General features: G+C 44.1%; 11 protein-coding genes. 3 read left to right on the plus strand and 8 right to left on the minus strand.

Annotated features, from left to right (window positions below):
* Window positions 1–189: 189 nt before the first annotated feature.
* The 8 genes from BWI44_RS00325 to BWI44_RS00360 form a co-directional block, all read right to left on the minus strand.
* Window positions 190–2,040: a glycoside hydrolase family 13 protein gene (locus BWI44_RS00325; RefSeq protein WP_286810280.1), complete on the minus strand. Its 1,851-nt coding sequence runs from the start codon at window positions 2,038–2,040 to the stop codon at window positions 190–192.
* A gap of 111 nt (window positions 2,041–2,151) precedes the next feature.
* Window positions 2,152–3,519, minus strand: a complete 1,368-nt coding sequence (locus BWI44_RS00330; RefSeq protein WP_021967662.1) for a tetratricopeptide repeat protein — start codon at window positions 3,517–3,519, stop codon at window positions 2,152–2,154.
* A 184-nt stretch (window positions 3,520–3,703) separates the two neighbouring features.
* Window positions 3,704–4,864, minus strand: coding sequence for a sodium ion-translocating decarboxylase subunit beta (locus BWI44_RS00335; protein ID WP_007666269.1), 1,161 nt, complete (start codon window positions 4,862–4,864; stop codon window positions 3,704–3,706).
* Between the two features lies 1 nt (window position 4,865).
* Window positions 4,866–5,291, minus strand: a complete 426-nt coding sequence (locus tag BWI44_RS00340) for a biotin/lipoyl-containing protein (protein WP_044534374.1) — start codon at window positions 5,289–5,291, stop codon at window positions 4,866–4,868.
* A 22-nt stretch (window positions 5,292–5,313) separates the two neighbouring features.
* Complete coding sequence (locus tag BWI44_RS00345; protein WP_007666265.1) at window positions 5,314–6,246, minus strand: OadG family transporter subunit; 933 nt, start codon at window positions 6,244–6,246, stop codon at window positions 5,314–5,316.
* Between the two features lie 32 nt (window positions 6,247–6,278).
* Entirely contained in the window at window positions 6,279–7,832 is a 1,554-nt protein-coding gene (locus BWI44_RS00350; RefSeq protein ID WP_007666264.1) for an acyl-CoA carboxylase subunit beta, read from the minus strand.
* Between the two features lie 114 nt (window positions 7,833–7,946).
* Complete coding sequence (mce, locus tag BWI44_RS00355; RefSeq protein ID WP_007212904.1) at window positions 7,947–8,357, minus strand: methylmalonyl-CoA epimerase; 411 nt, start codon at window positions 8,355–8,357, stop codon at window positions 7,947–7,949.
* A gap of 144 nt (window positions 8,358–8,501) precedes the next feature.
* Window positions 8,502–10,913 (minus strand): TonB-dependent receptor, encoded by a 2,412-nt coding sequence (locus tag BWI44_RS00360; RefSeq protein WP_138292866.1) that lies wholly within the window; start codon window positions 10,911–10,913, stop codon window positions 8,502–8,504.
* 151 nt (window positions 10,914–11,064) lie between these two features.
* Between BWI44_RS00360 and BWI44_RS00365 the strand changes: the two genes are divergently transcribed.
* The 3 genes from BWI44_RS00365 to BWI44_RS00375 all read left to right on the plus strand — a co-directional run.
* Window positions 11,065–11,298, plus strand: coding sequence for a YecH family metal-binding protein (locus tag BWI44_RS00365; RefSeq protein WP_115502469.1), 234 nt, complete (start codon window positions 11,065–11,067; stop codon window positions 11,296–11,298).
* Between the two features lie 262 nt (window positions 11,299–11,560).
* Window positions 11,561–12,388 (plus strand): type II pantothenate kinase, encoded by an 828-nt coding sequence (coaW, locus tag BWI44_RS00370; RefSeq protein WP_007666255.1) that lies wholly within the window; start codon window positions 11,561–11,563, stop codon window positions 12,386–12,388.
* 579 nt (window positions 12,389–12,967) lie between these two features.
* Window positions 12,968–13,944, plus strand: a 977-nt coding sequence (locus tag BWI44_RS00375) for a 30S ribosomal protein S1 (RefSeq protein WP_286810294.1), incomplete at its 3' end; no start/stop codon positions are given.

Consider the following 13,944-nt stretch of genomic DNA (forward strand, 5'->3'; position numbering starts at 1 on the left):
TTGTTGTTTTATGAAGCAAAGCATCTTTTTGTTTTTAAATGTTGTATCTATTATTTATAGGTAGTTGATAGACTACTAATAAGTATTTGTCCGACTAAGGCAGGTTGATTTTTTAGTGAATTTGGCATGGGTATACAAAAAAACGCAGAGTGTATTTCTCTGCGTTTCTTTGTTTTTATGAAATGTTATTTATAACTCAATCACCAATGATTCTCTTGGTCCCATTGTCAGTGATTCACCGAATGTAACTGTCTTTCCGCTGAGAATATCTTTTCCTTGTTTGGAATCTTTCAATATTTCTTTGTAGAATTTCAAAGGAACAGTAGTTTCGGCATCTGTACCATTCAACATTACGAATACGGTTTTACCTTCGTGCTGGCGGGCATAGGCATAAACACCATTCTGTACCATGAATTGCACCATGCTACCTTTGGCAATGACATCGTTTCCTTTACGCCAGTTCAATAAGGTCTTGTAGAAGTTATAACATTCGTTCTGTATCTTGCTGCGTCCTGCGGCTGTCAGTGCAGTTTCTGTATCGCCAGTCCATCCACCGGGGAAGTCTTTACGAACGTATCCGTCACTCTTGCTCTTTACACCGTTCATCATGATTTCCGTACCATAGTAGAGCTGCGGAATACGGCGGGTGGTAAGTAGCAGGGTAGAAGCCTGTTTCAGCATTGGCAGATTGTCGCCTTCACCCAGGAAGCGGTCGGTATCATGGTTTTCGATAAATGCCAGTACGGAAGCAGGATTAGGGTAGAGGAAGTCGTATACGAAGTTGTTGTATACACGGTCCAGGCCTTTGAACCATGTCTCTGTTTGTTCAGTCTTGGCAATGTTTATCTTATCGAAGAAGCTGAAGTCCATAACGGTTTTCAGGTTACTGTTTTTCGGGGCAGAGAGTTTGGAATCCATTTGCCACCAGGCTGTATAAGCCGGTTCGGTAACCCAGGTTTCGCCTACGGTGTTGTAGCTGGGATATTCTTCGTTCAGCTCTTTCATCCAGTTGCTCATGGCGTCATAGTTGGCATACGGATAAGTGTCCATACGGATGCCGTCGATATTGGCGTATTCAATCCACCAGAAGCTGTTCTGTACCAGGTAGCGATATACATGCGGGTTCTTTTGGTTAAGGTCCGGCATAGCGGTGACAAACCAACCGTCGTTCATCTGGTCGAAATCGTATTGTGAAGTATAAGGATCAACGTGCGGAGTCAGTTTGAAAGAAGTCTGCACGAAGTTCTTTTCATGATCGGGATTGTTGAACCAGTCTTTAGATGGCATATCTTTAATCCATGGATGCTCTACACCGCAGTGGTTGAAGATCATATCCATTACAATCTTAATGCCGCGGTCGTGGCATTTGGATATCAGTTGCTGATACTCTTCATTGGTACCGAAACGTGGATCAACTTTATAGTAATCGGTAGTAGCATAGCCGTGGTACGAACCACCAGTCATATTGTTTTCCAGTACCGGAGTGAACCAAAGGGCAGTTACACCCAGGTCGGAGAAGTAATCCAGATTTTGCTCGATACCTGCAAGGTCACCACCATGGCGGGCGTTTGGATCATTGCGGTCTACTTTGTATTCGGCCATGCCGGGGATTTGGTCATTATCCGGATTGCCGTTTGCGAAACGGTCGGGCATCAACAGGTAGAGGGCGTCGGAAGCATCAAAACCTTTGTGCTCACAGCTTTTCTTGCTGCGTGCTTTCAGTTCATACTCTTTAAAGATTTTCTTTTTGCCTTGTGCAAAAGTGAGAGCTACTTTACCAGGTTTCACATCTTTCTCCAGTCTCAGGTAGACAATCAGGTAGTTCGGGCTTTCCAGCTTGACAGTGCTGCTCAAAGAAACGCCGGGATAGTTGACAGTAACGGAAGAATTACCGATGTCTTCACCGTAGACCATAAGTTGGAGTTCGGGATTTTGCATTCCGGTGTACCAAAACGGAGGGTCGATTTTGTTTACGTTCATAGCTGCATAAGTACTAAGGGAAAGTAAAAACGTTCCCAGGATAAGGAATAATTTTTTCATGATATTAGCTTTTCGTTATTATATCCGTATTTTGGTGCTAATATAAGCAAATAGCGGAGAAAGCTGCCGCTACTCCGCTATTATATACTTTATAATGTTATGCAAACGTTTTCACTTCTTTACTGTGTCTCTGGAAGTTTCTGTCTTTTTCGTATTTGTTGGTACTGCCATCACTTTCCCCTGAAAGAAGTCATCCACTTTCTTTTTCTCGCGAAGATCTTTCAGCCAAGTTTCGGCCGCACCATAATAAGTACTTAATCCTAATATTACATTTCCTTTATCATCTGTTTCGGGTTGCTCACTGCTGTTTTTGGGACGCGTTTTAAGGAAAGCCTCCAGACAACGTTCTGTATTCTTTTTATCTTTCAACTGATATTGGTAAACATATGCCATGTCATACAAGAGCTTATGATTTTCTATATCATATTTATCATATCTGTCTTGCATCGTTTTGATTTGCTCTTTAGGCATTAGTGCCATTTTATAGCAGTCTGTGAGGCCGACATAGAGGCGTACCATAGCGCTATCGGGTGGGGTAGCATATGCCACAGCTTCTTCCAGATATGCAACTCCTTGATCCTTCCATGACGTTTTGGAACAGGAGCGTCCTAAATAATATAGCAGATTCACATTACGCTTATCATATTGGCGAGCTACTTCCAGTATATCATGTGCTTCATAAAACTTTTCTACTGCATAATAACTGACTCCTAAATAATAACAGGTGGTAAATGTACTGTCCCCTAGGCTTAGTAACTGTTCGTATCTCTGTATTGCGGTCTGATAATCTTTCATCAGGCAGTATGCCAATGCATTTTGTTGGTTTACAACAACGTTTGTACTGTCTATTTGGCGGTATTTTTCGGTAGCTTCGATAGCATAATTATAAAATGCTCCTTCGATGTGTAGTCTTGCTGCTTTGGCAGCAGCCAGAAAATCGTTGGGATATTTCTCCTGTATGTTTTCATAGCATCCTAATGCTGCTAAAATGTCATCTACCCCTTCAAAACTTTGAGCTTGTAGGTGTAACGCAACAGCCGAGCTATCTGTTTCTGTAAGTAGACTGCTCTCTCCCAATGCTTCATCGAATTTCCGCTGATTCAGTAATAGAGTAATGTATTGAATACGGGCATATTTATTATCCGGATTCAGGTCCACTGCCTTTTGGTAATATTTCAATGCTTGTTTGTTTTTTAATAATGACTTGCAGCACTCTGCTGCTTCAATATAAGCTCGTGGATTCAGAGAATCTTGCAATATGACTTCCTCGTATACTTGAAGTGCTTCCCTGTTATTACCAAGACTTTTTAGAGCCTTCCCTTTTTGATAGAGTAAGGGAATAGTCGGCGTTTCCTTATCTATAAGCGTCAATGCCGTCTCATAATCATAGTTTGCCATTGCTTCCTGAATAGGGTTGGTATTTTGTGCCATCAGCAATGAGGAGGCACTGAAAAAGAGTAGAATAAAGAGTTTCCGCATAGTCTTTTTATCTTTAAAGTATTGCTTAATTGGCTGCAAGTTACTAAAAAGATTTACTTTACGAAATGTTCGTAGCTTCTTTTAGATAGATTAACGAATAAAAATAGCGCCCCTTCAGACGTAGGAGCGCTAAAATATAGCGGATGTTTTGAATGGTAAAGATACCATTCAACGCACTTGTCTTTTACATCAAGAATCCCAGCAAGATACCGGCAGCCACTGCTGAACCGATTACACCTGCAACGTTCGGACCCATGGCGTGCATCAGCAGGTAGTTTGTAGGATCATATTCCAGACCTACTACCTGAGAGATACGTGCCGAATCAGGTACGGCAGATACACCTGCATTACCGATCAACGGATTAATCTTATTATCCTTCTTCAGGAAGAGGTTGAATATCTTCACGAAGATGACACCTGAAGCGGTAGCAATCACGAATGATAATGCACCCAGACCGAAGATCTTGATAGAGTCCAGCGTCAGGAATTCAGAAGCCTGAGTAGAAGCACCTACTGTCAAACCTAATAAGATAGTGATTGTATCAATCAGCGGACCACGTGCCGTTTCAGCTAAACGACGGGTTACACCACTTTCTTTCAACAGGTTACCGAAGAACAGCATACCCAACAAAGGCAGACCGGACGGAACGAGGAAACAAGTCAGCAACAAACCGATAATCGGGAAGATTACTTTCTCCGTGTGAGAAACTACGCGCGGTGGTTTCATACGGATCAGACGTTCGTGCTTGTTAGTCAACAGGCGCATGATAGGCGGCTGGATTACCGGTACCAACGCCATGTACGAATAGGCTGATACCGCAATCGCACCCATCAGGTTAGGAGCCAGCTTGGATGAAAGGAAGATAGCCGTCGGACCGTCAGCACCACCGATGATACCGATTGCACCGGCTTGCATAGGATCGAAACCTATTTCCAAAGCAATCATGTAAGCACCGAAGATACCAAACTGAGCAGCAGCACCAATCAGTAACAATTTAGGATTGGATATCAGAGACGAGAAGTCCGTCATAGCACCGATGCCCAAGAAGATGAGTGGCGGATACCAACCGGAGGTTACTCCTTGGTACAGGATGTTGAGCACAGAACCTTCCTCATAGATGCCGACTTTCAATCCGGCTTCCATGTTAAAGGGGATATTACCGATCAGCATACCGAATCCGATGGGAATCAGCAGCATCGGCTCAAATTCCTTGGCTACTGCCAAGTATATGAAGAACAAACCTATCAGGATCATAGTGACATGACCTGCCGTTGCATTGGCAAAGCCCGTGTACGTCCAGAAGTCGGCAAGGTTGTTTCCTAAAAATGTGATAAATTCTCCCATATTATTCAATAATTACAAGGTCATTACCTTCGAGAACGGAATCTCCTTTACTTACGTTGATTGCAGTGATTTTACCGTCTTTGTCGGCATTGATATTGTTCTCCATCTTCATAGCCTCAAGGATAATAATCGTTTGTCCTTTCTTCACTGTATCACCTACATTGACTTTGATGTCGAGGATAACACCGGGAAGCGGAGATTTTACACCTGATTTGCCTGTAGAAGGAGCAGCCGGTTTCACTACCGGGGTTGGAGCAGGAGCCGGAGTGGTAGGACGGGTTACCGGTTTAACAACCACTTTAGGTGCCTTTTCCATTTCTACCTTGTAGGGGGTACCGTTCACTTCTACATGAGCGATATTTTCATCGATATCTCCAATGGTAACTTTATATGTATTACCGTTGATTTTATATTTATATTCTTTCATCGTTTTATCAATTTATAGGTGGTTACTTTTTCAGAGGAGTTTCACGTAATGTGTAAATCTTCGAACTCCATGGTGAATAGCTGCGTTTTACACGGGTGATAGTAAGAACGGTGTCTTCCACATCGTGTACATCGCTTTGCATCTCGTGCATGGCCATGGCAATGGCAGCAAATATCTCTCCCGGAGCTTCGCCCAGTTTCTTTTCTTTGGCTTCCTGCTTGTCAGTAATACCTTTAGCCTTCATTGCATTACGCTTGCTAAGGCTTACAGATGCTTTGCCGACAATCTTGAAAGCAATGAAAAGCAGGATCAAACCGCAAAATACTACGCTCATGGCAGAAATAGACATACCGATACCATTGCTGTCATGCTCTTCGAATTTCTCCATCTTGGCATTGCTGTCGATGGTTTTGTTGTTAGTACTCGGAGTTACGTATTTCTCTGCACTACCGTCTTTAACTTCCCATTGAGAAGCAGCATCGCTTACACGTCCGTAAGATTGATTGGTCTTCAATACTCCGGCAGGGATAGTAACTTGATCAATCAAATTACGGCCAGAATCAAATAAGCCGATCCAGTTCTCTTTTTCTGGGTCCAATGTGAAGTTTGTATGGAATGTACCACGTCTTGGTTCTCCGTCTGCCCAGAATAATGAGTGCTGACGTGGTTTTACCAATGTCAATACATCACCTTTGGGGATGAAGTAAGTAGTAGTGTCACCGGGTTGGCTGCTTGCCCTTAATAAGCATGCTGCGAGGTCGGCACTACCATACGATCTATTGAATATTTCAATCCATGCGCTGTGCAAACCGTAGTCGTCCTGATAATTACCTTCGTTGGTAATCAGTACTTCATTCAGCAGCAGCTTATTGTTCGATCTTTTCTCTCCGCAGGAAGAGCATACACCTAACACCAGCAGCAAGGTAAAGAATATTCCGATTTTTGTTTTGTTCATAATCGTTCTTGTTTTTAGTGTTAAAAGCCTGATTATAAAGGAATATTACCATGCTTCTTAGCCGGATTAGTCAATTTCTTAGTCTGCAACTGTTGCAAGGCGCGGATAATGCGGAAACGTGTGTTACGCGGTTCAATCACATCATCGATGTAACCATACTTAGCTGCATTGTAAGGATTAGCAAACAACTTGGTGTATTCAGCTTCTTTTTCTGCCAGGAATTGAGCAGGATTTTCCTGTTCCTTAGCTTCGCGGGCATACAATACCTCAACGGCACCGGCACCACCCATTACAGCGATTTCAGCCGTAGGCCATGCGTAGTTCATGTCACCACGGAGTTGCTTACAGCTCATTACGATGTGTGAACCACCGTAAGACTTACGCAATGTTACTGTTACCTTAGGTACAGTAGCCTCACCGTAAGCATACAGCAATTTAGCACCATGCAGAATTACACCATTGTATTCCTGACCTGTTCCCGGAAGGAATCCCGGAACGTCTACTAATGAAACGATAGGAATATTGAAAGCATCGCAGAAACGAACGAAGCGGCCACCCTTACGGGATGCGTTGCTATCGAGCACACCTGCCAGATACTTCGGCTGGTTGGCAACGATACCTACGGACTGTCCGTTGAAACGCGCGAAACCGATAATGATATTCTTTGAGTAATCTTTCTGAACTTCGAGGAACTCACCGTTGTCAACGATAGCAGCAATTACTTCGTACATGTCGTACGGCTTGTTCGGGCTATCGGGGATGATTTCATTCAGAGAATCTTCCAGACGGTCGATAGGATCGGTGCAATCTACGTAAGGAGCTTCCTCTAGGTTGTTCTGAGGAATGTAGCTCAACAGTTTACGCAACAAAGCCAAACCTTCTTCTTCAGTCTTGGCAGTGAAGTGAGTTACACCTGATTTAGTAGAGTGAACACTTGCGCCACCCAGATTTTCCTGAGTTACGTCTTCACCCGTTACAGTCTTAACTACCTTCGGACCGGTAAGGAACATATAAGAAGTACCTTCCATCATCAACGTGAAGTCTGTCAGTGCAGGAGAGTAAACAGCACCACCGGCACAAGGACCGAAGATACCTGAAATCTGCGGGATAACACCTGATGCCAGGATATTGCGCTGGAAGATTTCAGCATAACCAGCCAAAGCGTTGATACCTTCCTGGATACGTGCACCACCCGAGTCGTTGATACCGATACAAGGAGCACCCATTTTCATAGCCTGATCCATAATTTTACAGATCTTCAGAGACATCGTTTCAGACAAAGAACCGGCAGAAACTGTAAAGTCCTGTGCGAACAGATAAACCAAACGACCATCGATAGTACCACAACCAGTCACAACACCATCACCGGGATAGTGTTTCTTTTCCATACCGAAGTTGGTACATCTGTGCTCTACAAACATATCCATTTCTTCGAAACTACCTTCGTCGAGAAGCATGGCTATGCGCTCACGAGCTGTATATTTACCTTTCTCATGCTGTTTGGCAATCGCTTTTTCACCACCACCCAGACGTGCAGCTGCGCGGCGATCTATAAGCTCTTTAATCTTTTCAAGTTGATTACTCATTTTATTAAATATAATGGGTTAATACTATTTTTTTATTGTGAATTATGAATTACAAATGACGAACTGCCTGTAAAATAAGTAATTCGTCATTCCTAAATTCGTAATTAATGCATATTATTCCGGCTTTTCGCAAAGTTCTGTCAATACGCCCAGTGTTGATTTCGGGTGTAAGAAAGCAATGTTCAGACCTTCAGCACCTTTGCGCGGAGCCTTGTCGATTAAGCGAACGCCTGCAGCTTCTACTTCAGCTAATGCGTTTGCTACACCGTCTTCAATAGCAAATGCTACGTGATGAACGCCTGCACCTTTGTTTTCGATGAACTTAGCAATAGTACTTTCGGGAGAGGTCGGTTCGAGTAGTTCGATTTTAGTGTCACCAACTTTCAGAAAAGCGGTTTTAACTTTCTGGTCTTCTACAGTTTCGATGTTGTAGCATTTCAGACCCAATACGTTCTCGTAATACGGCAGGGCTTCTTCAATGCTCTTTACGGCAATGCCCAGATGCTCAATGTGTGAAATCTTCATAACTATATTTATTAATGTTGGTATAATGTCTTAATTAAAGGCATAAAACAGCACAAAGAAAGAGATTTCTTGCTTAATAAAGAAATTTTTCGTCAATTAATTATTGGATATTTGAAGTTTAGAAAGTTTTTTTTAGACTTCTGTTCAGAAGTCGAGCAACAGTCGGACATTAATCTGACGGGATGTCAGGTAATTGGGTACTGCAAACTGGTTATTTCGGGTGTCTGTTACCCAATAATATGAGTTGACGTTGCTGATATTTAGCAAATTGAAAATATCAACCCCCAACCAAAGGCTGCGGATGCCGCGCTTATTTTCGCGTTCGCTACGGTCGATGATACAGCGGGACATACCTATATCCACACGTCGGTAAGGGGATGTACGGAATACGGCAGCCTCGCGTCCGCTATGTGGAGGACCGAAGGGAAGACCTCCTGCAAGTGTACCTTTCAGGTTCATTTTCCATTTGCGGCTACCGGGAAAATAGTCTGTAAAATAGAGCGAAAGACGGTAGCGCTGGTCGGTAGGGCGGGGGAGCCATTGTCCGTTTATTTTTTCTTCAGTTTTCATCAAGGAGAAGCTCAGCCAGGAATCTGTTCCGGGAACAAATTCACCGAATAGTTTCATGTCGATACCAGTGGCGTAACCTTTGGAAAGGTTGCGTCCGTAATAACTGATCCGTACATTATCTATATTGTAAGGGATGAGATTGCCCAACGCTTTGTAATACACTTCCATAGAGAAGCGGAACGGGCGCTCCATGGCACGGAAATTATAGTCGCCGCCTGCAACGAAGTGCAGGGAGCGCTGCGAACGGATGTCACGGTTCAGGGATACGGTAGCTATCCCGTCAACTTGGGTAGTATCCCGGAATTCTTTATAAAACGGTGCCTGGTAATAGACTCCGGCGGCTACTCTCAGGGTGAATTTCTCATTGAATGCCGGAATCAGAGCCAGGGACGCACGCGGGCTGAAGATGAATTCTTTGTTCCAGTTCCAGTAACTGCCTCGTATGCCGGCGGTCAGGGTGAATAGTCCGGCGGTGGAGCGGAAGCGGTATGTATCTTGCAGGTAAAATCCGTATCGTTTGCTGTCCGTTTCATTGCGTGAGCGGAGGGTGTAGAATAGTTTCGGTCCTTCGGAAGTCTGCGGCATGGAGTATCCGGCAGAGTCGCGCATTTCCCATTCGCGCATCCGGTCTTTGATGCGCTCCCGTTTGAACTCCGCACCCCATTGCAGGGAGTGGCTTTTCAGTCGGTGGCGGCCTGTGATGGAATAACTTTGCACTTCTGCGGTAAGGTAATTGCGGGCATGTTCCATGTAAGTTCCCACACCGATGGTTTCGGAAGTTTCCTCTTCGTTGGTAGTGCCGTCTACTTGCGTTCCACTGTCCAGGGAGTTCAGCCAGTATTGCCCGGTGATGTCGTACGTTTCCTGTTCTTTCGTGTGGAAGGCAGAGACTTGCAGGGTCAGGCTGTTTTGTTCGTTCAGCCGGTAGGTGGCGTAGGCGGTTCCGAACAGGGTGCGGAATAAATCTTTCTCCTGTCCTTCAAAATAAACTTTAAACTCACGTACATTGCTGAGAGTACCGAAGCGGGTGTAGCGGTCTTCCGGCTGGAAGTTATAGCGGTTTTCTGAAATATTGCCGATGACGCCTATTTCCCAACGCTTCGAAGGTGTCCAGTCCAGATAAGTTTGATAGTCGATATAACGTGGGTCGTATTCTCCTTTTGTATCCAGCGTGCCGAGCAAATATTGGTTGGTTTTATAACGGACGCCGTTTGTCCAGGTTAGCTTTTTGGTGGCAATTCCTACGTATGCCGAAGCTCCCAACAGGCTGACGGAGGCACTTCCTTCCAATCGTTCGGGTTTCTTGTAAGTGATGTCCAGCACGGATGACATCTTGTCCCCGTACTTGGCCTCATAGCCTCCCGTGGAGAAGCCGACGGATTGCACCATATCGGGATTGATGAAACTCAATCCTTCCTGTTGCCCGGAACGGATCAGCAAGGGGCGGTATATTTCAATGCCATTGACGTACACCATGTTCTCGTCGAAACTACCGCCGCGCACGTTGTATTGCGAACTGAGTTCGTTGTTGCTACTCACTCCGGCCTGTGTGGCTATTACGGCTTCTATGCTTCCGCCCGAAGCGTCAGGGGCCAGGCGGTTTTGTTTGGTTTCTATCTGTTGGATGGTTCCGGTTTGCCGGCGACGCTCTGTTACGCTCACTTCGCCCAATTCAAAATTCATCGGGGGCAAGGTTATGTTCAGACTGATATTTCCCTGCGGACGTACTAACTTTCGTTTCCGAGTCTGGTATCCCAGCATGGAGAAGATGACCGTTACACTGTCCCGGCTTTCGAATTTCAGCGAATATCTCCCTTTCAGGTTGCTGACTGTGCCTATAGCTGTCCCTTCCAATCGTATTGTTGCCAATTCAATCGGATTACCATTTTCATCCGTAACCGTTCCGCCTATCTTGACCGCTTTCTGGGCAAGGGCGGGAGTGGAGAATAGTATTATAAGAGATGTCAGTAACCAAAAATGTCTCATACCTTTTCTATAAACGGAGAAACTTCCCGAAACGTATATCGGGAGGTAAAAAAGAGCTTTTAACTTTGCTTCTTTATTTTTTATAGGTTCGTGTCACATATGTTACAACTTCAATCCGTGCTCTGTGCTATCTTTGCAGAAAAAATAGATTATGGAACAGTTACATGCTCATGAAGTCCTTCACATGATGGAAGGCAACAGTTATTCGGAATCATCATTAAAAGAGGCAATCATCCGGAAATTCGGTGAGCATCAGCATTTCTATACTTGCTCGGCAGAAGATATGGATGCGGATAAATTGATAGAGTTTCTGAAAGCAAAAGGAAAATTCATGCCTGCTGCTGACGGATTTACGGTGGATATAACGAAGGTTTGCAGCCATTGATGCTGATACATTCGTCTTCTCCGTATCAAGTCCGTACCAAGTCCGTGTCAAGCCCAAGTAAAGGTACCTTTATACGGACCAGATACGGACTTGGTACGGACTTGACAGGGTTAAGATAGGGCTTTGGGACTGAAAAATGAAGCAGAGGAATCTGCTCTTCAAGATGAATTTCTCTAAATAGATGTGCGGAGCAAAAAAAATCTGAATACATGTTTGCAATAAAACAATTTGTACCTTTGTAGCCGAATACAATATTGAAACTATGGGAATTGTAATAGGAATAGACGTTGGTGGAAGTACTACAAAAATTGTAGGAATCAACGGAGAACAGATACAGTCACCGATGTTTATCACTGCGACTGATCCGGTTACTTCTTTGTTCGGGGCTTTCGGGAAGTATATTTATGATAACGGCATTCAGCTTTCGGATATAGAGCAAGTGATGCTGACAGGTGTGGGCAGTGCATTTGTAGATAGTCCATTGTATGGTTTACCCACGGATAAGGTCGATGAGTTTATAGCCAATGGGTTGGGTGCACGTCATGCCACAGATATTGACCAGTTGATTGTGGTAAGCATGGGAACGGGCACTTCTTTCGTAAGAATCAGCGGGGAGAAGATAGAACATATCGGTGGTATGGCTATTGGCGGAGGCACTTTGCAGGGGCTTTCCCGCTTGTTGCTGAAGACGCATGATTTCAGGCAGATTGCAGCCATTGCCGAGAAAGGCGACGTTACCCGCGTAAACTTACAGATCGGAGATATTTGCAATCGTCCTTTGCCGGATCTTCCGGTGCATGCCACTGCTTCTTTGTTCGGAAAGGCGGATAGCAACGCTTCGCAGGAAGATATTGCAAAAGGGATTATTTATATGGTACTGCAAACGATAGGTGGTGCAGCTGTGTTGTCTGCGCTGAATGGTCCTGTCAAAGATTTCGTCTTGATCGGTAATCTTACTAAATTTCCGCAATGCCATGAGGTTTTTCCAAATATGGAAAAGATATATGGGGTGCGTTTCCATATTCCACAGTATGCGGAATACAGGACGGCGATAGGGGCGGCGCTGGCGTATATCAGGAAGAATGCTTGAAATATCTTATCTTTTGCAAATGACTCTCATGCTTTCTCTATTGTATCTCTTTCAGCGACTACTTCCCTTTCAAAAAAAACACCTGAATACTTGACTTCGGCTTTTCAATGTCGTATATTTGTATTCGTAATCTTAATTCAGATTCAACTTTAAATTAGCATAAGAGGAGGGACATTGTTTCTCCTCTATTTGTATCCTCCCTTTTCATTTCATTTGAAATGCCACATCTTAGCTTCCCGAATGCCACAACTCAATAAGTAAAATGCCATAGCTCAGCAGGTGAAACATGTGGCATTTGGGGGATTGACGTGTGGCATTTACTTCATTAACGTGTGGGATTTAGACCGTTTGTTTGTGGCAAACGCACCACCTACAGAACGTTTTTGCCTTGTTTCGTTCTCTATACAAAACAACTCGGTCGGAGTTCCCACTATTTTTATACGAGCCGGATGTAAAAATACCGAGAAATAACAGATGGAACTTTTTGCTCTTCAAGAAAATACTACTATCTTTGCGCCCGAATTTATGAGCTAATATAATGTCTCACTCAATTAATTATTAAACAACTTATTTTATTTAATGGAAAACTTAAAAAATGTAGCGCCTGTTGAAGACTTCAACTGGGATGCTTATGAAAATGGCGAAACCTTCGGTGGTGCCAGCCACGAAGAGTTGGAAAAGGCTTACGACAGTACGCTTAACAAAGTTAACGACCGTGAGGTAGTTGACGGAACTGTAATCGCGATGAACAAACGTGAAGTTGTTGTGAACATCGGTTACAAATCAGACGGTATCATTCCTTTGAATGAATTCCGCTACAATCCTGACTTGAAGATCGGCGATACTGTAGAAGTATACATCGAAAACCAGGAAGACAAAAAAGGACAGTTGGTTCTGTCTCACCGTAAAGCTCGCGCTACTCGCTCTTGGGATCGTGTGAACGCTGCTTTGGAAAACGAAGAAATTATCAAGGGTTACATCAAGTGCCGCACAAAGGGTGGTATGATCGTAGACGTATTCGGTATCGAAGCTTTCTTGCCGGGTTCTCAGATCGACGTGAAACCTATCCGCGACTACGATGTATTCGTTGGCAAAACTATGGAATTCAAGGTTGTTAAGATCAACCAGGAATTCAAGAACGTGGTTGTTTCTCACAAGGCTCTTATCGAAGCTGAGCTGGAACAACAGAAGAAAGAAATTATCGGTAAACTCGAAAAAGGACAAGTTCTTGAGGGTACCGTTAAGAATATCACATCATACGGCGTATTCATCGACTTGGGTGGCGTAGACGGTTTGATTCACATCACTGACCTGTCTTGGGGCCGCGTAAGCGATCCGAAGGAAGTGGTTGAACTCGATCAGAAGCTCAACGTTGTTATCCTTGATTTCGACGATGAGAAGAAGCGTATCGCTCTCGGTCTGAAGCAACTCACTCCGCATCCTTGGGATGCTCTTAGCGCTGAACTGAAAGTTGGCGACAAGGTGAAGGGTAAAGTAGTGGTTATGGCTGACTACGGTGCATTCATCGAAATCGCTCCGGGCGTTGAAGGTTTGAT

The sequence above is a fragment of the Bacteroides sp. Phil13 genome, from assembly GCF_001940965.1.
Classification (GTDB): Bacteria; Bacteroidota; Bacteroidia; order Bacteroidales; family Bacteroidaceae; genus Bacteroides; species Bacteroides intestinalis.